Origin of the sequence: Mucilaginibacter roseus, from assembly GCF_021215455.1 — a bacterium.
In the GTDB taxonomy this organism is placed as follows: Bacteria; Bacteroidota; Bacteroidia; order Sphingobacteriales; family Sphingobacteriaceae; genus Mucilaginibacter; species Mucilaginibacter roseus.
In genome coordinates, this window is record NZ_JAJPWV010000003.1 from 555,056 (window position 1) to 575,028 (window position 19,973).

15 protein-coding genes are annotated in these 19,973 nt (G+C 45.5%); 8 read left to right on the forward strand and 7 right to left on the reverse strand.

Annotation, left to right across the window (positions count from 1 at the left end; translation table 11 throughout):
- Positions 1-76: 76 nt before the first annotated feature.
- The gene (locus LT679_RS11630) at positions 77-1,873 is read left to right on the forward strand and encodes a M61 family metallopeptidase (RefSeq protein WP_232177759.1); all 1,797 of its coding nucleotides are present in this window, start codon (positions 77-79) and stop codon (positions 1,871-1,873) included.
- Positions 1,874-2,017: 144 nt separating this feature from the next.
- On the forward strand, positions 2,018-2,173 hold the full coding sequence (locus LT679_RS11635) for a lmo0937 family membrane protein (RefSeq protein WP_232177760.1): 156 nt from the start codon (positions 2,018-2,020) through the stop codon (positions 2,171-2,173).
- A 144-nt stretch (positions 2,174-2,317) separates the two neighbouring features.
- Here LT679_RS11635 and LT679_RS11640 read toward each other — a convergent pair whose 3' ends face one another.
- Both LT679_RS11640 and ku read right to left on the reverse strand, forming a co-directional pair.
- Positions 2,318-2,875 (reverse strand): YciE/YciF ferroxidase family protein, encoded by a 558-nt coding sequence (locus LT679_RS11640; protein ID WP_232177761.1) that lies wholly within the window; start codon positions 2,873-2,875, stop codon positions 2,318-2,320.
- Positions 2,876-3,053: 178 nt separating this feature from the next.
- Positions 3,054-3,824: a non-homologous end joining protein Ku gene (gene ku / locus LT679_RS11645; protein WP_232177762.1), complete on the reverse strand. Its 771-nt coding sequence runs from the start codon at positions 3,822-3,824 to the stop codon at positions 3,054-3,056.
- 284 nt (positions 3,825-4,108) lie between these two features.
- Here ku and LT679_RS11650 point away from each other — a divergent pair, with 284 nt between their 5' ends.
- Positions 4,109-4,906: a carboxylesterase family protein gene (locus LT679_RS11650; RefSeq protein WP_232177763.1), complete on the forward strand. Its 798-nt coding sequence runs from the start codon at positions 4,109-4,111 to the stop codon at positions 4,904-4,906.
- On the opposite strand, the gene LT679_RS11655 is transcribed toward LT679_RS11650, so the two are convergent.
- Positions 4,907-5,287 (reverse strand): VOC family protein, encoded by a 381-nt coding sequence (locus LT679_RS11655; protein ID WP_232177764.1) that lies wholly within the window; start codon positions 5,285-5,287, stop codon positions 4,907-4,909. It lies immediately after the preceding gene.
- 183 nt (positions 5,288-5,470) lie between these two features.
- Here LT679_RS11655 and LT679_RS11660 point away from each other — a divergent pair, with 183 nt between their 5' ends.
- Positions 5,471-8,332 (forward strand): M16 family metallopeptidase, encoded by a 2,862-nt coding sequence (locus LT679_RS11660; RefSeq protein WP_232177765.1) that lies wholly within the window; start codon positions 5,471-5,473, stop codon positions 8,330-8,332.
- Positions 8,333-8,386: 54 nt separating this feature from the next.
- Here the strand turns inward: LT679_RS11660 and LT679_RS11665 are convergent, their stop codons facing one another.
- Positions 8,387-8,974, reverse strand: coding sequence for a hypothetical protein (locus LT679_RS11665; protein WP_232177766.1), 588 nt, complete (start codon positions 8,972-8,974; stop codon positions 8,387-8,389).
- 63 nt (positions 8,975-9,037) lie between these two features.
- Between LT679_RS11665 and LT679_RS11670 the strand changes: the two genes are divergently transcribed.
- From LT679_RS11670 to LT679_RS11685, 4 genes are all read left to right on the forward strand, one after another.
- Positions 9,038-12,037, forward strand: coding sequence for a DUF559 domain-containing protein (locus LT679_RS11670; protein WP_232177767.1), 3,000 nt, complete (start codon positions 9,038-9,040; stop codon positions 12,035-12,037).
- A gap of 314 nt (positions 12,038-12,351) precedes the next feature.
- Positions 12,352-14,766 (forward strand): TonB-dependent receptor, encoded by a 2,415-nt coding sequence (locus LT679_RS11675; protein WP_232177768.1) that lies wholly within the window; start codon positions 12,352-12,354, stop codon positions 14,764-14,766.
- A 124-nt stretch (positions 14,767-14,890) separates the two neighbouring features.
- On the forward strand, positions 14,891-15,508 hold the full coding sequence (gene pnuC / locus LT679_RS11680) for a nicotinamide riboside transporter PnuC (RefSeq protein WP_232177770.1): 618 nt from the start codon (positions 14,891-14,893) through the stop codon (positions 15,506-15,508).
- Between the two features lie 9 nt (positions 15,509-15,517).
- Positions 15,518-16,609: an acyl-CoA dehydrogenase family protein gene (locus tag LT679_RS11685; RefSeq protein ID WP_232177771.1), complete on the forward strand. Its 1,092-nt coding sequence runs from the start codon at positions 15,518-15,520 to the stop codon at positions 16,607-16,609.
- 3 nt (positions 16,610-16,612) lie between these two features.
- Here the strand turns inward: LT679_RS11685 and bshC are convergent, their stop codons facing one another.
- The 3 genes from bshC to LT679_RS11700 are packed head-to-tail and all read right to left on the reverse strand — an operon-like array spanning position 16,613 to position 19,973.
- Positions 16,613-18,214, reverse strand: coding sequence for a bacillithiol biosynthesis cysteine-adding enzyme BshC (gene bshC / locus LT679_RS11690; RefSeq protein WP_232177772.1), 1,602 nt, complete (start codon positions 18,212-18,214; stop codon positions 16,613-16,615).
- A gap of 45 nt (positions 18,215-18,259) precedes the next feature.
- Entirely contained in the window at positions 18,260-19,585 is a 1,326-nt protein-coding gene (rimO, locus tag LT679_RS11695) for a 30S ribosomal protein S12 methylthiotransferase RimO (protein WP_232177773.1), read from the reverse strand.
- 13 nt (positions 19,586-19,598) lie between these two features.
- Complete coding sequence (locus tag LT679_RS11700) at positions 19,599-19,973, reverse strand: GxxExxY protein (RefSeq protein ID WP_232177774.1); 375 nt, start codon at positions 19,971-19,973, stop codon at positions 19,599-19,601.

A 19,973-nucleotide genomic window follows, 5' to 3' on the forward strand; every position in this document is an offset into this window, starting at 1 on the left:
TATGTATCAACCATTTTACATCTCATTTGTGTTACAAAAACTTTATGGCGCAGGGCAATTTTTTATAAATTGCCGGATGAAAAATTTTCTATCATTAGTTTATACTTTTTTAATACTGAATTTAATGAGCATTACGGCCGACGCGGCACCCGCGGCTAAAATCAGCTACACGGTTTCTTTTCCTGAAGCGCAGGCGCATTACGTTGATATTGAGATGAACATCAGCGGCCTGGCGCAAAAAACAACTAACCTTAAAATGCCGGTTTGGACACCCGGATCATACCTGGTACGCGAATTTGCCAAGAACGTTGAAGGCTTTACCGCCTGGAACGGCGGCAAAGAAATACCGGCCGGAAAAGTAAATAAAAACACCTGGCGTATAAATACCGCGGGCATAGGAACGCTTAAAGTGAAGTATCGCGTTTACGCTAATGAAATATCGGTACGTACCGCTTTTATTGATGCATCGCACGCTTTCCTGTCAACTTCAGGGTTATTTCTTTACCCGCAGGGAATGCTTAACCAGCCATCAACCATCAAAATAGTGCCCTACAAAGGCTGGACAACCGTATCAACCAGTTTAGAAACCGTAGGCGGTGACCAGTTTACGGTGACGGCGCCTAATTATGATATCTTGTTTGATTCGCCGATAGAAGTTGGCACGCAGGACGTTTTTGGCTTTAAGGTAGGCAATGTAAACTACGAGGTGGCCATGTATGGCGGCGGCAATTACGACAAGGAACGCCTTAAAGTAGATATGCCGAAAGTGATAGAGCAGCACACCAAAACGTTTGGCGAGAACCCGAACAAGCGCTATGTATTCATTGTGCACAATTTTCAACGCGGTGGTGGCGGCCTGGAGCACCTGAGCTCTACTGTATTAGGCGCTTCGCGCGATGCTTATAGCACAGAGCGCGGCTACCTTGGCTTCCTGGAACTGGTATCGCACGAGCATTTCCACCTCTGGAATGTAAAACGCCTGCGCCCGATAGCGCTTGGTCCGTTTGATTATGAGAACGAAAACTACACCACCAACCTTTGGATAGCCGAGGGCTTTACCGCTTATTACGAGGCTAAGGCCATGCGCCATGCCGGTTTATTACCTGCGGATGGTTATGTAAATACATTGGCAACCAGCCTGAGTAACCACGACAATCAGCCGGGCAGTAAGATCCAATCGGCGGCAGAATCAAGCTTTGATGCCTGGATCAAGTTTTATCGCCCTAACGAAAACTCGAATAACTCAACCATATCTTATTATGGCAAGGGCGCTATCATTGCCTACATGCTCGACTTGGAAATTATCAACAGCTCAAACGGCAAATACTCGCTTGACGATGTGATGAAATACATGTACAACGAGTACTACAAAGTGAAAAAGCGTGGTTACACCGATGCGGAGTTTAAGCTTGGCCTTGAAAAATTCGCCGGTAAAAACCTGGACGACTTTTATAAAAAATATGTTAATGGCGTTGAACTGCCCGACAATGCACTTTACTTAGGTTATGCCGGTTATAAAGTTACCGATGAGCTTGCCGGTAGTAACACACCTGCGTTGGGCGTGGCTACTTCAACAGCAAATAACCACATCATGATAACGGCCGTTAGCCGAGGTTCATCTGCCTGGGTTGATGGATTAAATGTGAATGATGAAATTACAGCTATTGACGGTAGCCCGGTTACGGATATGCAATCGTTAATTAACAGCAAAAAGGTAGGCGACAAAGTAAACTTTACCGTTACACGCGATGGCAAGCAATTGGTACTGCCTGTTACCCTGTTAAAAAGTACCCGCGTTAAATATAAAGTTGAACCGGCAGATAATGCTACCGAGAAACAGTTAGCTGTTAGAAAGAAATGGCTTAATCTGTAATTACAACTAAAGTGTTTACAAAAAAGGCCGTTAGCTAAGCGCTAACGGCCTTTTTTGCTATCGAATACGCTTAAAAGCAGTTTCGGCACAGTTTATGGTATTAAACCAATATCTATCTATGTTTAACTATAAAAATAAAAAACTATGAGATCTCTACTGTATATTATTGCTGTGATCATGATAATTGGTTGGGCAATTGGCGTATTCGCTTACACTGCAACAGGTTTAATCCACGCTTTATTAGTAATTGCTGTTATAGCGTTGTTACTAGGTATTATCCGCAGAGATACGGCGGTGTAAACCATCGCTAAATAACATTAGAAAAGGGAGCAAATGCTCCCTTTTTTTATTACCGATATTTATATCAATCAGAACGACTTGCTTCAACAAAAAAGCCGCTCCTGTTTAGAAGCGGCCCCTCATAAATCAAATTAATCGCTAAAACTATTTCTTTTCGCTTTTAGCATTTTGGTTGATACCCGCTTCCGCAAGTTCGGTTAACAAACCATCAGTCTTTTTCTCTTCCTGCAAGGTAGCGTCCAGCAGTTCAACTGCTTCATCATAACCTAACGTTGCGGCAAGGGTTCTTAACGTACCGTAAGACGCAATTTCATAATGCTCAATTTTTTGAGCAGCCGAGATCAAACCTGCGTCGCGTGTGATGCTGCCATCCTCTGTATCTTTAATTATCGATTCCCCTTCTTTTATCAAACCTTCCATCGCATCACATTTCTTGGCGGCCGCTTTTTCGTCAACCGACTCAAAAACAGATTCCAGGCGGGTTATCTGGTTTTCGGTTTCTTCAAGGTGTGTTTCAATGGCGGCGCGCAACTCATCAGATGTTGCAGCTTTGGCCATTTTAGGCAGCGCCTTTGCAAGGTGTTTCTCTGCCCAGTAAATATCTTTTAACTCGTCAATAAATAATTCGTTCAATGCTGATTCTTCCGCAATCTCTGTGGTTTCGGTTTCAGCTTTTTTTGATTTTGCTTTTGTGGTTGCCATAATTGATAGATGTTATTTACCATAGCATCAGCTAATTTTATGCCACACAATTAACTATTAGGATAAATTTTGAATTATCTTTACAAAGCACCATTGTCTCAATATTTTATATTTGATAACCTGCGCTGTCGAAATGATCTGTATGTTATATTCTACATAGTTGTAGCCGATCAATTAATTATGCACCTTTTTTTGCTTTAAGGCTTCCCATCAATTGTTCATACAAATCGGTTCCCTTAGTTTTCTGTGGTTTTAGCTTTTTGATGGTTGGCCGCTTGCCTTTGGCTTTTGCCTGAATGATCTTCAGCAGCTCCTCATGGTATTCATCTTTGAATTTAGACACATCAAAATCCTCAGCATATTGGTTGATTAGCGCCAAGCCCACATCCAGCTCCTTCTTGCTCACTTTTACGTCATCGGCAATGTTAAGGTCTTCCGTGCTGCGTATTTCCTGCCCGAAACGGATCTTGGTTACCACCAGCACGTTTTCAACTGGGTGCACAATACAAAGCGTTTCGGTACTGCGTAATACGAAACGGGCAAGCCCGGCTTTTTTTGATTTAACCAATGCCTGCATCAGCAGGGCGTAAGCCTTGTTATTCTTGGTATCGGGCTCGGTGTAGTACGATGTTTCGTAGAACATCGGGTTAACGTCGGCAATATCCACAAAACTCTCAATCTCAATCACCTTACTTTTTTCGGGCGCTGCATCTTCAAAATCACGCTCTTCAAGTATTATATAATCCTCATCCAGTTTATAGCCCTTTACAATTTTATCGTAGGGAACTTCCTTATGTGTTTTCTCGTTTACGCGCTGGTATTTAATACGTGAGTGGTCTCGCCCGTCGAGCATATCCAGATCAAGCGAACTACTTTGCACAGCCGAATATAATTTAACCGGAATGCTTACCAACCCAAAGCCTATCGAACCTTTCCATATTGATCTCATAACAAAGCTATTAATGCAATGATATAACTTTTGCACACAACAAAGGGTTTTAAAGCAGGGCATTTAATTAAGTTGGCATCTGCTTAATAGTTGCCCGGTGAGCCATTTTTCAAAACCCATAATGCCCTTTAAACTATCTTAGAGCCTAATTAGTGAATAACAAATGGGTAATTAAAACCAATTCAGTCGCTACATGTTAAGCTGTACCAACCCTGTTGGCAATTTTATCGTAGTTTATTACGTTTACTTCTTGATCTGCGGATTATTCAACTTACTACCATAGCATGATTAAAAAATTCAGCACGCTGCTATTCGTACTTACCTTGTTGGCAGCAGGCATTACCCGCGCGCAGGATAAAACTGCTTTTGATAAAGGGCTTTACGCCGAAAAAAGCGACACCCTCCGCTACCGTATATTGTTCCCGGTTCAGTTTGACCCCAACACCAAATACCCGTTAATAATTGTTTTACATGGCGCCGGTGAGCGCGGCAGTAACAATGAAGCGCAGCTGGCGTACGGCACCAAGCTCTTTCTATCGCAGGAAGTGAGACAGCAGCACCAGGCTATTGTGGTTTACCCGCAATGCCCGGCGGACAGCTATTGGTCAAACGTCGATATCAGGAAAGACTCATTATCCGGCAAGCGCAAGTTTTATTTTCAGGATGCCAAGGCCGAACCTACCAAGGCCATGAAAGCGCTGATGGGTTTAACAGAAGAATTGCTGGATAAGCCATATGTAAACAAAAAGCAGGTATACATTGGCGGCCTCTCAATGGGAGGCATGGGCACATTCGAGATGCTGCGCCGCAAGCCTAAAGTATTTGCCGCCGCGTTTGCTATTTGCGGTGGAGATAATACGCTTAATGCAAAAATCTATGCTAAAAAAGTTCCTTTATGGATATTCCACGGCGCTAAGGACAATGTTGTGCCGCCGGATCACTCCGAAGTGATGGTAGCCGCTATCCGCGAAGCAGGCGGCGACCCGCGCTATACGGTATACCCAACTGCCATGCACGACAGCTGGACACAGGCTTTTGCCGAGCCGGACCTGCTGCCATGGTTATTCTCGCATAAAAAATAATTACTGGGCCGATGTTATCCACCAGGTGTTGCCGAACGGATCGGTAACGCCTGCACTGCGGCCATAGCTTTGGTCGGCCGGCGGCATTATGCTTTGCGAGCCTGCATCAAGTGCCAGCTGGTAAGCATTGTCGCAATCATCCACGTAAACAAACATACCGGCATTCTGCACCTTATACTCGTCGGTAGCCTCGGCAAACATTATGGTACTACCTACAATACTCACCTCGCCATGCATCAGCGTTTGATCATCGCGCAGGGTACGCGTTTTCTTTTCTGCATTAAATACGGCCGAGGTAAAATCAAAAAACTTCAAGGCATCTTTTAAAATGAGGTAAGGCATTACGGCCTGGTACCCTTCGGGCATGTTTACTTCTTTCATAACGGGTGATTTATAATAGTTTAACAGCAACAACAGCATACTGTTGTGTTAATTTTTTATGAGGCGATTGTTCAGGCTTTGTTAAAAGGTAACTTTTTTGCTTTAAGTTTTAAGATAGCGTATTATTTACTAATTTTCCGGAACTAAGTTTTTCGTTTTTAGATACATGTCCCTTAATTAAATATGCGTATTGATTTTAAACTATCGGTTGCGGCGCTGGCTTTATGCGTTGCCGCAACCGGAGCTTTCGCGCAGGTAAAAAAGAAACCTGCACCATCGCCAAAACAAAAACCCACTAACCCGGCAGCACAGGTTAAAGCCGCTACACTGCCTGTTGATAAAGATGTTATTATCGGCAAATTACCTAACGGCTTAACCTATTACATCAGGCAAAACAGTTTGCCGCAAAACCGTGCCGAACTATACCTGGTTAACAAAGCCGGATCAATATTGGAAACTGATGCACAGCAGGGCCTGGCACACTTTACCGAGCACATGGCCTTTAACGGCACACGCGACTTTCCGAAAAACGCGCTGGTGAATTTTTTGCAAAGTTCAGGTGTACGCTTCGGTGCCGATCTTAACGCATTCACCTCATTCGATGAAACGGTCTACCAGTTACCGTTGCCTACAGACAGCGCCAAGGTATTTGAGCGCGGTTTTGACATTTTGGCTAACTGGGCGGGTTATGTATCATTTGATCAGGCAGAACTGGATAAAGAACGAGGTGTAATATTAGAGGAGCTTCGATTGCGTGGTAAAAACGCGCAGGAACGCTTGCAGCAGCAGGTACTACCGGTGATACTAAACAACTCGCGCTACGCCACCCGTTTGCCAAAAGGTAAAGAGGACGTTATAAAAAACTTTAACCTGGCTACCATAAAAAGTTTTTACGATGATTGGTACCGCCCGAATTTGCAGGCGGTGATAGCCGTAGGCGATTTTGACCCGAAAAGAGTAGAACAGCTGATAAAAGAGAAATTCTCGCAGCTTAAAAACCCGGCTTCGCCAAAACCGCGTACAGAATATACAGTAACCTCAGCGCCCGGCACCAGTGTTAAATTTGCTACCGACCCTGAGTTTCCATACACCGTAGCGCAGATAATTGTTAAGATGCCTGGCACACAGGTGCGCACCACGGCCGAATACCTGCAAAGCATGCGCAGCGGATTATTTAATCAGATGCTAAACGCAAGGTTGAACGAGCTGCTGCAAAAATCAAACCCGCCGTTTTTGTACGGTAGTGCTACCTACGGTAACTTCATTGGCAAGCAGGATGCTTTTACCGCTACAGTGGTGGCCCGCCCGGGTGAACTGGAAACAGCGGTAAAAACCTTGGTAGCCGAAACTGAGCGTGCCCGCAAATTCGGGTTCACTTTAACGGAGTTTGAACGTGCCAAGCAGAACGCCCTGGTGCAAATGGGCGATGCGTATAAGGAGCGTGATAAAACACGTTCATCAAACTTTGTAAGCGAATACCAGCAACACTTTTTAAACGGATCGGGTATACCGGGTATAGCCTGGGAATACCAGTTTTACCTGGATAATATCGACAAGATCACCCTTGAACAAATGAATGCCATGGCCGCCCGCGTTATTGCCGGACAAAGCCGCAGCATTATTGTTGAAGCCCCTGATAACGAAAAGCCAAAACTGCCAACCGAAGCAGCTTTGCTGGGATGGATAGGCGAAGCCGGTAAAAACCTTACTGCCTACGTGGATAACGTAAGTACCAAACCGCTTATTGAGAACATACCTGATGCCGGCGAAATTGTTGACCAAATGCGCGACGACTCTATTGGTGTAACCACGCTTACTTTTAAAAACGGCGTAAAGGCTATTTTAAAACCTACCGATTTTAAAAACAACCAGGTAATACTTACCGGATACAGCTTTGGCGGCACATCAGTGGTAAGCGATGTTGATTATACTTCGGCCAGCATGGCATCGGGTGTTGTGGGCAATAGCGGTGTAAGCGAGTTTAATCAAATACAGTTGCAAAAAATGATGACCGGCAAAAGTGTATCGGTTGAGCCTTACATCAGCGAATATACGCAGGGCTTTAGCGGCAACTCCACTACTAAGGATCTGGGTACGGCGCTACAGCTTATTTACCTCTATTTTACACAGCCGCGTAAGGATAAGGATATTTGGGAATCAAACATAAGCCAGTACCGTTCTTTGCTGGTTAACCGCAACCTTGACCCAAACAGCGTATTTCAGGACACCGTATCGGCGGTGTTAAACCGCTATAATTTCAGGGCGATGGTTCCGACTACCGAACGGCTTAATAACGCAACGCTTGATAAGGCTTACGATTTTTATAAAAGCAGCTTTGCCAACGCGAATGGCTTTGTTTTCACCTTTGTAGGTAGCTTTGATATTGACGCCATTAAACCGTTATTAGCTACCTACCTGGGCAGCCTGCCATCATCCGAAAACAAAAAAACGTATAAAGACCTTGGCATGTACCCGCCTGCCGGCCTGGTTTCTAAAACAGTAAACAAAGGTATTGGCGAAAAGAGTACCGTGCAATTAGTATTCAGCGGAGACTATGATTATAGCGAGGTGAACAACATGCAGCTCGACGCGCTTGAGGAAGTGTTGAACATTAAGCTGATTGAGCGCTTACGCGAGCAGGAAAGCGGCGTTTACGCGCCTGGCGTACGGTCTATCTACCAAAAAATACCTACAGGCAGATACACCATTACGGTAAGCTTTGGCTGCGCTCCCGAAAATGTGGACAAGCTGATAGCCGCCACGATGGATGAGATCAACAAGATTAAAACCAACGGCGCGCAGGCCACAGATATTCAAAAATTCAAGGCTGAAGATATGCGCTCGAAACAAGTACAGCTGCACGAAAACTATTTCTGGGCGGGCTACCTGGCCAGCGGATCGCAATATGATTTGCCTCCGCACCGCATATTATATTACCCTAAAACTGCCGAGAAAGTTACGGTACAAAGCACAAAGGATGCCGCTAACAAATATCTGAGCGGTAAAAACCTGATAAAGCTTATACTTATGCCTGAAAAGAAATAAGGAATCTATACGGATCAAAAAGCGGCAGACTAAATCAGTCTGCCGCTTTTTTATTTAATGCATATTAATATACGAACCCGGCTTTTCGTTAGCTTGATGAACGGTAATAGCAACGCATTTTTTGCTGGCGCTGTCAACGTCAAAGGTTATCCCTTTTGCATTATCATCATACACAAGCAAACCTTTTTTTGCGGCGGCAGTGTTATCAACGGGTTTTAATTGATAGCTCTTTTCTATATCAGCAAGCGTTGTACCCGTTGCAATACCGTCATCCGTTTTAAACCATGGCGAACTCACCATGATGAGCTTGATACGGCTAACTTCATCGTTACCCATATTGCGACGGGCAAAAACTGCGGTGCGGTATTTATCGGCGTCCTTACTGTACCAGGCCATCAGGCTGCTACCCATAGCCGCGTCGGATGAGTCAGGTTTACCCAGTTTAGCTATGGCGCTGTCTACTGGTAAATCAATTGTAAGATGACCGATACCTTTACCGGGCGTAATCAATTGATCCGGTTTAACCTCGGTTTCAATTGCTACGGTGGTGTCTGTTGTCGCGCTGTCGGCCACTTTTTTATCTGCCGGGCTGTTACAAGCGAATAGCAGCGGCACTATCATAAACAAAAATGTTTTTTTCATGAATAACAGAATTGGTGTGGATGTAATAACCATTTACCGCTTATTTTGTTATTGACATTGATTATGAGCACGCCCGGCCAAAAGATTATTCAGCAATGGTATAAACAGAAAAACTGGAAACAGTTTCCGTTTCAAAAAGAGATGGAGGCGGTTTACCTGGATGGCTATTCGGGTTTGCTGAACGCGCCTACGGGCAGCGGTAAAACCTATGCTTTGTTTTTACCTTTTTTAGCAGGCTACATCAACCAATGCCCCGATACTTGGCAAACCCGTAAGGATAATGGTTTGCTGATGATGTGGATAACGCCCCTGCGCGCGCTTACCAACGATATCCGCAAAGCCATGCAGGAGGCTTGCGACGAGATCGGCCTGCCCTGGAAGATTGCCACCCGTACGGGCGATACCTCCACCGCCGAGAAACAAGCCCTCAAAAAAAAGCTGCCCGAGGTACTGCTAACCACCCCTGAAAGCCTGCACCTAATGCTGGCCCAAAAGGAATACCCTAAAATATTTAAGAGCCTGCAAGTGGTAGTTGTTGACGAGTGGCACGAACTGCTGGGTACGAAACGTGGCGTGCAGGTGGAGTTGGGGTTGAGCAGGTTGAAGAACCTCTCCCCGGCCCTCTCCGGAGGAGAGGGAGCTATTGATGTGGAGGATAATAGAAATAACTCTGATAGTAAAGACAGACCGGGATATTATACGACTGATGCGCTTAGTTGGACAACTAATTTGCAAAACGCAAAAGCGATGCGGCATAAGCCTACTGAGGCAGAAAATATGCTATGGCAACTTTTGAGAAGTAAAAAGACCGGCTATAAATTCAGGCGGCAGCATCCGGTATTAGACTATATCCCTGATTTTATTTGTATTGAAAAGAAGTTGATAATAGAGGTTGATGGGGGCTATCATCTTGAAAAAGAACAAAAATTAGCAGATGAACAACGTTCCGCTTACTTAGCAGAACAGGGTTACAAGATATTACGCTTTACTAATGACGAAGTATTACGAGCTCCCGATAAGGTTATACAAAATATAAAGGATAATCTCGAGCAAAATAAAAACGACCTCCCCCTCGGGGAGGGTCGGGGTGGGGTCCGAATCTGGGGCATCAGCGCGACCATAGGCAACCTGGAACAGGCGGCCGAGGTGCTGTTAGGTAACACCTTCCCGAAGGAAAATATACGCATGGTGCGCGCTAACATTGAAAAGAAACTGGATATACGCTCGGTGATACCGGACAACATCGAGAACTACTCGTGGACCGGGCACATTGGCGTAAAGCTGCTGCCGCAGGTGATGGATATTGTAGCTAAAAGCAAAACCACCCTGATATTCTGTAACACCCGCTCACAGTCGGAGATATGGTACCATGCCATTTTAGATAATTACCCAGAGTACGCCGGTGTAATGGCCATGCACCATGGTTCGCTGGATAACGAATTGCGAAACTGGGTTGAGCAAGCCCTCCATGCCGAGGCCTTAAAACTTGTGGTTTGTACCTCAAGTTTGGATTTAGGGGTAGATTTTCGTCCGGTTGATACCGTGGTGCAGGTGGGCAGCCCGAAAGGCGTTGCCCGGTTTATGCAGCGGGCGGGGCGCAGCGGTCACCATCCCGGTGCAATATCAAGGGCGTATTTTGTGCCTACGCACTCGCTGGAGTTATTGGAAGGTGCAGCCTTAAAAGAAGCTATTAAACGCGGCGTGTTTGAAAGCCGCGACCCTATGCTGCTTACCATGGACGTGCTGGTGCAATACATGGTTACGTTAGCCGTGTCTGATGGTTTTCGTGCAGATGAATTGTTTGACGAAGTAAAAACTACGTATGCCTTTGCCGATCTAGCCCAAAATGAATATGGCCAGTTGCTTGATTTTATAACCCGCGGCGGCAAAACCCTTGCCCAGTATGATGAGTTTTTAAAGGTAGAGGTAGAGAACGGATTGTATAAAGTGAACAGCCGCCGGGTAGCTATGCGCCACCGGCTAAGTATCGGCACCATCACCAGCGAGATGACGATAAGGGTAAGCTGGCTGAGCGGCGGATCGCTGGGCACGATTGAAGAAGGTTTTATAGCTAAACTAAAACCCGGTAATACCTTTTGGTTTGCAGGCCGCAGCCTGGAATTTGTTCGGGTAAAGGAGATGACGGCCTACGTTAAAAAATCGAACGCAAAAAAAGGTTTGATACCCAGTTGGGCTGGCGGGCGTATGCCATTGTCATCGCAATTATCGGCCGTGTTTAGGGATAAGCTGGATGAGGTATCGCACGGCGTAGAAAAGGATATCGAGGTTAAAGCCTTGAAGCCTTTATTCGAATTGCAAAACAAACTTTCGCACTTGCCGCAAAGCAATGAGTTCCTGATCGAGTCGTTCAAATCACGCGAAGGTCACCACCTTATATTTTATCCATTTGAGGGGCGGTTAGTGCATGAGGGAATGGCTTCCATACTTGCCTACCGCATTACCAAAGTTAAACCCGCCAGTTTTTCCATCGCCATGAATGATTATGGCTTTGAGCTGCTGGCTGATGAGGATATCGCCATCGAAGAAATTTTGGAAGATGCTGATTTTTTCTCGTTAGATAATTTATTGAATGATATCCACAGTAGCCTGAACGCCAATGAAATGGCCCGTCGCAAATTCAGGGACATTGCCCATATTGGCGGCCTGGTGTTTACCGGCTACCCCGGTCAGCAGATCAAGAACAAGCACCTACAGGCCTCCACCTCGTTACTGTTTGAGGTATTCACCGAATACGAGCCTGATAACTTGCTGATCAGGCAGGCTTATAACGAGGCACTCTCCTTTCAGTTAGAAGAGTTTCGGTTACGCGCCGCCTTGCAGCGCATCGCCGGGCAAAATATTATTTTAAAGCATATTGAAAGGCCTACGCCGTTCGCTTTCCCCATTATGGTTGACAACCTGAGCCGCGACAAACTGACTACCGAAACCCTGGAGGAACGCGTAGCCAAAATGGCCCGACGTTATCATTTGGATGATGATGATGAGCAAAAAGCTAAACGACCATCGCGCAGACAAGGGATCGTTCGTAAAAAGGGCTTTTAGCTGATTAGTTTAGCATAGCTGATTTTTGATATAAAAAACTATATTTGCCGCAAAGAATTCTCAAGGGGTGCCTTGCTTTGGTCAAATAAACTATCTGCAGATGGTTTGCCAAACTGAAAGACAGGCTGAGATCATACCCGTGCCCCGGCCCTGAAGGGAGTTATTGCTGAGCTATCAGTTATAACTCACCCCTTCAGGGGCCGGGGGCAGCACCTGATCCGGATAATGCCGGCGTAGGGAGAGGTAATAAGTTAAGTGTACTGCATGTTCGCCCTGGCTTGCAGATGGTTTAACTCAATTTTGTACTAAACACATTGAAAAATTTATTCGCGGCGATCATCGCCCTGCTGTTGCCTTACGTGGTATCGGCCCAGTTTTCTGTATCCGGAAAAGTAACTAATCAAAACGGTGACGTATTGCCCGGTGCAACGGTCACCATCTCGTCAGCACAACAAAACACCGTAACCGATGCCTCCGGCCAGTATAAGTTAAGCCTGGCAACCGGGACGTATGCTATAGTTGTTAACTATATCGGTTATCAGCAAACTACTAAAAGCATTGCGGTGCGCGGTAACCAAACGGTTAACTTTAGCCTGGTACCATCAAACTATACTACTGAAGAGGTAACGGTTACAGCAACCCGGGCAAGTAAAAACTCGCCTACGGCTTTCACCAACCTGAGTAAAAAAGATCTCGAAAAAAACAACTTCGGCCAGGATCTGCCTTTCCTGCTTAATCAAACCCCATCGGTAGTGGTAACCTCTGATGCCGGCGCAGGTGTGGGTTATACCGGCATCCGTATTCGCGGCTCCGACCCAACGCGTATCAACGTAACCATCAACGGCATCCCGTATAATGATTCAGAGAGCCAAGGTTCATTCTTTGTGGATATCCCGGATATCGCCTCATCCGTAAATAACATACAGGTGCAGCGCGGCGTGGGCACATCCACCAATGGGGCGGGCGCATTTGGTGGCAGCATTAACGTACAAACGGCAACCCGCCGCGATACGGCTTACGCCGAGCTGAACAACTCCGCAGGCTCGTTCAACACGGTAAAAAACACTGTAAGCGTAGGTACAGGTTTGCTGGGCAACCATTTCAGTTTTGATGGCCGTTTATCGCGCATCCATTCTGATGGTTATATCGACCGTGCCTTTTCTAACCTCAAATCGTACTTTTTAAGCGGTGCTTATTATGGTAAAAACACTACGATCCGTGCCAACGTATTTACCGGTTACGAGCGCACCTATCAAGCCTGGAACGGTGTGCCGGACTATGAAATACAGAATAACCGCCGCTATAACGAATATACTTATAAAGATCAGGTAGATAACTACACCCAAAACCATTACCAGCTACTGTTAGACCAGCGTATATCCGACAAATTATCTTTTAGTGGAGCGCTGCACTACACCAAGGGTAAGGGTTATTACGAGGAATTCCGTGAGGGCGATTCCGTAAAGAACTATGGCTTAAACCCGGTAATTTATGGTAGCGACACGCTGGCAACCAGTAATATAGTTCGTCGCCGATGGTTAGATAACGATTTTTACGGAGTAACCTACGCTTTAAAATATCTGCCTACCGATCAACTGAACATGACGTTGGGCGGCGCTTACAATGAATATAAAGGGGGCCATTACGGCAACATCATTAACAGCAGCAATACCATCAACGTACCGTATAACTATGAGTACTATCGAGACGATGCCAAAAAGAACGACTTTAACATATTTGCCCGTGCGGAATGGAATCTGGAAAAATGGTTGCTGTATGCAGATATGCAGTACCGCTATGTTTACTATTCATTCCTGGGTTTTGACAGGAATCTGAACAACGTACAACAAAGCGCTACACTGAATTTCTTTAATCCAAAGGCCGGTGTTACTTACAAGATAGACGACCGTAGCAACGTTTACGCATCATTCGCGGTGGGTAACCGTGAGCCTAATCGCGACGACTTTACAAACTCTTCTCCCCAAAGCCGTCCGAAACACGAAAACCTGAAAGATTTTGAAGCCGGTTACCGCATTAGCACATCGCGTTTTACCGGTGGCATCAACGGGTTTTATATGCTTTATAAAAATCAGCTGATATTAACCGGACAACTGAATGATGTGGGCTCCGCTATTCGCCGCAATGTGAAGGACAGCTATCGTGCAGGTGTTGAATTTGATGGAAGGGTGAAGATAACTGATCAATTAGCCTGGGGAGCGACTGCCACGGTAAGTGCAAACAAAATTAAAGACTATGGACAGTTCTTCACCAATTATGATGATAACAGCCTGGTTGAACTACAGCTAAAGAAAACCACTATCGCCTTCTCTCCGTCATTCATAGGATCGAGCGAGATAAGTTATTCACCTATAAAAGGAAGCGAGATTGCTTTGCTGAGCAAATACATCAGCAGCCAGTTTTTGGATAACACTATGAATACTAACCCTGCAGGTTATACGATTGACGACGAAAGCGCCTTAAACCCTTACGCCGCCAACCGTAAAATAAACGGTTACTTTGTAAGCGATGTGCGCCTACGTTATAATTTCAGCACCAAGGCGGTTAAAAACATCGGTATCGGCTTGCTGGTGAACAACGTGTTCAACAAAAAATACGAAGCAAACGGCGCCACTTACCCTGGTCTTAGCGGCAGCAATATTTATAATTATAACTATTTCTACGTACAGGCCACCAGGAATTTCCTGGCATCATTGAGCTTGGCGTTTTAACCCCTCCTAAATCCTCCACGAGGGGGAGGACTTGATTAGCCATTGGGAGGATAGTTAGTTGAAATAAAATGACGATAGTCGATAATTAAATGCCCTCCCCTTGGGGAGGGTTGGGAGGGGTATCATGCAACACTGGATAGAACTATTCATCACACAAATAAAAGAAACCAGCCCGCTGCAGTGGATTGCCACCGTATTCGGTATGGCCGAGGTGCTGCTGGCTAAGCGTAATAACATATTGCTTTATCCGGCGGGTATCATTGGTATTGTACTATCGTTGTATTTGCTGGTGGATGTTAAGCTGTATGCCGAGGCCGCCTTGAACATGTATTACCTGATAATGAGCATTTACGGCTGGATATACTGGACGCGAAAGCGCGATGAACCACCGGTGCAGATCAGCTATGCAAACCGTAGCGAGTGGATTGTTACCCTTGCCATCAGTTTAGGGGGCTGGGCGGTACTGTACCTGCTGCTAAAATACTTTACCCCCTCGGATGTGCCAATACTGGATTCCTTTGTGTCATCAACCGCGTGGGCGGGTATGTGGTTACTGGCCAGGCGGAAAATTGAGAACTGGGTGCTGCTCAACATAAGTAATTTTGTGGCGGTGCCCCTGTTGTTTTATAAAGGCCTGCCGCTTTTTGCCTGCCTGACCATCTTTTTATTTGTGGTGGCTATATTCGGCTTTTTCGACTGGAAGAAGAAGCTGGACGGTAAAATCAATATAGCCGTTCAATAAAAACTGTTTATGCATCCATCTGAACTGCTAAAACCCGAATGGGTAGATATTATACGCCGCCATGTGCCGGAAGCCGAAAAGAGCGGCAAGTTACACCCGGCGCAGTTGGCGCTGGTGCATGAACAGGGCTGGTTCAAGTTTTTGGTACCTGCAATTTATTCAGGCCTTGAACTCAACCTGACCGATCAGGTTAGATTAGAGGAAAGCCTGGCCTGGGCCAACGGTAGTTTGGGCTGGGTGGTAACGCTGTGCAGTGGCGCGGGTTGGTTCGGTGGTTTTATTGAGCCGGATGCAGCTCAAGAGATATTTGCAAACCCGCAGCTTTGCCTGGCAGGCAGCGGCGCGCCAAGCGGTACGGCTACTATTACGGATGCCGGTTACATCATCAACGGTGAGTGGAAATACGCCAGCGGGATACAACATGCCACGCATGTAACCGCCAATTGCATAATAAAGCAAGGTGATGAAACGGTATTAAATGCGGATGGCACGCCGCTGATATTGCCCTTTGTGTTCAACCGGGAAGATGTTACCATACAATCGGCATGGAAATATGTGGGTATGATGGCTACCGGGAGCGATGCTTACCGGGTAAATAACCTTTTTGTGCCTGCAAGCCGTTGCTTTAAAATAGATGCTTCGGCCGCTAAGGTTAATGGAGCGTTGTATAATTACCCCTTTATACAGTTAGCCGAAGCTACACTGACCGCCAACATGAGCGGCATGGCCATACACTTTACTGATCTATGCGAAACCTTGTTTGCCGATAAACCTTTTCGTGGCCGGTACAATGCCGCGCAACAACAAAAAGTACAACAGTTGTTACAGGAAAGCATCGATAGGCTGAACCATGCCCGCAGAGCTTTTTACTTCGCAGTCGATGCTTCATGGCAGGCGGTAAGTCAAAAAGCTGACAGTACTAAAGCGTTAAAGGCTGTAAGCAAAGCATCGCATACCCTTGCTACACTTGCCCGGAATATGGTAGATCAACTATATCCTTACTGCGGATTGATAGCCGCAAACCCGGACACAGAGATCAACCATGTATGGCGCGATCTGCATACGGCCAGCCAGCATAGTTTGTTTACTTTTAGTAATTAAGTGTTATTCAGAAAGTACGGTAAATTTAAAATCCAGCGGTTCAAAGTGTTCGATCAATTCATCAATAAATTGCTGGCCCCACTTCACATAGAATAGCCCGAAGTTTTCGGCACGTTCCTGTAGGCTGTTCTTTGGGAATAGTTCGGCTTTGATCTGTTCTACTTGTTCCAGGCGGGTTTGGTAGTTTGATCTTTCTGCCTTCACCAGCTTTTTCTCCAGGTTATCAATAGCGTGTTTCAGTCTTGAGCTTACCGCTTCGGTTGATGGGGCAAGTGTAGGGTCTATCTTTTGGGCGCGTTGTTTTATTTTTTCAAAAACGGACTGTAGTTGCTGCCATTCCTCGTTGAGAGAAAGCATATGCTCGCTGTGTTTTTTTACCCAGTCGTTCTTGATCAGGTCGGCTGACTTAAATAAGTCCACTGGCGAAAGCTCCATCTGCTCAATTTTGGCCGATGTTTTTTTAGGGATCACCAAGCCAGAGTTACGCAGTATCAGTATCGGGAAATCAACCCTGTAATGTTCAAAGTTTGCTTTTAGTTCGAGCCAGTAAACCACCTCCGCGCCACCGCCAATGTAGGCAATGTTGGGTAAAATGCACTCCTGGTAAAGCGGGCGCATTACCACGTTCGGGCTAAAACGTTCAGGATGCTCCGCTATTTCGGCTTTCAGTTCAGCCTCGCTAATGGCTATCTCGGTATTCAGTACTTTGTATGTATCGTTTTCAAAAACCAGTCGTTCGCGCAAGCCATCCAACAGGTAAAAAAAGTTGATTTCGCGCGGGTTAACCTGAATGTTAACGCCAAGCTTTTCTAACTCCTGGTTAGTAGCGCTAATATGTTTAAAGCTGTTTTGCTCAATAATGTCCTGCTCAATAATCGGCGCGAATTGTTTTTTAAAGGCGATATCATCCGCATCAATAACCACTAACCCATATTGCCCAAACAGGGCGTTCACCAAATACCGGGTAGCATCGGCCAGTTTATCGAAACCGGTATATGCCTTTTCAACTATTTGCGCTAACGGTAACGCATGGTTCTCCAGACCCAGCACACCTTTGTATTGGTTTAGCGCCTGGCGCATACTGTCCGGGTTAATACGCCCGGTAGCGCCCGATGCCTCATACCACCAGTGTACCTTTTTGCCACCTATGTTGGTATAGTTTATTTCTGCAAAATCATGGTCTTCACTGGCCATCCAGTAAACGGGCACAAAGTTTTTATCCGGAAATTGTGCTTTTAGTTGTTGGGTGAGCTTAATGGCCGTTACTATCTTATAAATAAAGTATAGCGGCCCGGCAAATATATTAAGTTGATGGCCGGTAGTAACAGTATATGTGTCAGCTGATAAAAGTTCTTTTATACGTTCAAGCGGAGCTTTGGTCAACCCGCCATCAATATGTGTAATGGCATTGTATTGACGGGTTAACACATCAACCAGCACCCGCCTGTCGGCAACAACTTTTTTAGCGGCCAGCAATTGTGCAAAGCCATCCATATCCGGGCGGTAGCCATAGAATGGTCGAAGGGCCGGGGCATCGTCCACGTAATCAATTACCGTTTGCGAAAAGAAACCGGTATCCTTATAGCTGATACAATTAGCATCCATCAGCCCAAATGTAAACGATTAAGATAAAAGAACCGAACGTTTCAATTATTTTACAATTTGTCCATAAAGGTCAAAATCCTCGGCATTGTCAATTTTCACGTTAACAAAGCCGCCCACGGTAGCATAGTTTATGTTAGCATCGATCAATACCTCGTTATCCACCTCGGGCGAATCAAACTCGGTACGGCCAACAAAGTATTCCCCATCTTTTTTGTCGATGAGCACTTTGTAGGTATTGCCAATCTTCTCCTGATTTTTCTCAAATGATATGCCCTGCTGAATTTCCATAATCGCATCAGCGCGTTCCTGCTTCACTTCATCAGGTACATCATCCACCAGGCTATGGGCATGGGTTTTTTCCTCGTGCGAGTAGGTGAAACAGCCCAGGCGATCAAAACGCGTATCTTCAACCCATTGTGCCATTTCTTCAAAGTCCTGCACGGTTTCGCCGGGGTAGCCGGTAATTAGCGTAGTACGCAAGGCGATGTTGGGCACCCTGTCGCGGATCTCGTTCACCAAGTCGATGGTTTTTTGCTTGGTGATGCCGCGGCGCATGGATTTAAGCATATTATCGGTAATATGCTGCAATGGCATGTCCAAGTATTTACAAACGTTCTCACGCTCGTTCATCACATCCAGCACCTCCATCGGGAAGCCGGACGGGTAGGCGTATTGCAGCCTGATCCATTCCACACCATTCACGTCAGATAAACGGCGGATCAATTCGTCCAGGTTGCGTTTGCCGTAGAGGTCAAGCCCATAATAGGTCAGATCCTGGGCGATTAATATCAATTCTTTGGTGCCATTTCTTACTAATGTTTGGGCTTCCGCAACCAATTCCTCCATCGGTTTGGTTACGTGCTTGCCACGCATCAGCGGGATAGCGCAAAACGAACACGGACGGTTACAGCCCTCCGCTATTTTAAAGTAAGCAAAATGTGAAGGCGTAGTCAGCAAACGCTCGCCGATTAATTCATGACGGTAGTTGGCGCCAATAGTGCTCAATACATCCTGCAGATCGTTGGTTCCGAAATAAGCATCTATATTAGGTATCTCTGACTGCAGCTCAGGTTTATAACGTTCAGACAAGCATCCGGTAACGATAACCTTACCCACTTTACCCTGCTCCTTCAATTCGCTGTATTGTAAAATGGTGTCGATAGATTCCTGCTTGGCATTATCAATAAAACCACAGGTGTTGATCACCACTATATCATTACTGCTTACCTTATCCGCCTCATGCACCACATCAAAAGCGTTACCTTTAAGCTGACCCATCAGTACTTCTGAGTCATAGATATTTTTTGAGCAACCCAGCGTAACCACGTTAATTCTTGGTTTGGATTTCACCGATTTTATATTCGATTTCACTGATTCTTTTCTTTTATGTTGAAATCCGTTTTACTTCGCAGCTTGGATTTCCAAAATTAACTAATAAGCCCGTTTTAACTTTGCTCGCTTTTAAATAAGAAAGTAATTGGGATTTAAACAATGCTGGAATAAATCCTGTAACAGATTTTAATTCAACTATAACTCTATTTTCAACAAACAGATCACATCTAAACTTCCCAACAAATTCGTTTTTGAAGAATACGTCAAATTCTTTCTCGTATTCAAATTTAAGGCCTTTTAAATTAAACTGATGCCTTAACGCTTTAACATATATTTTTTCTACAAAACCAGGGCCTAATGTGCTATGCACCTCATAGCAACAACCGATTATTTGTTCGGTAAGCGTGTCGTGTTCAAAACTGCTCAT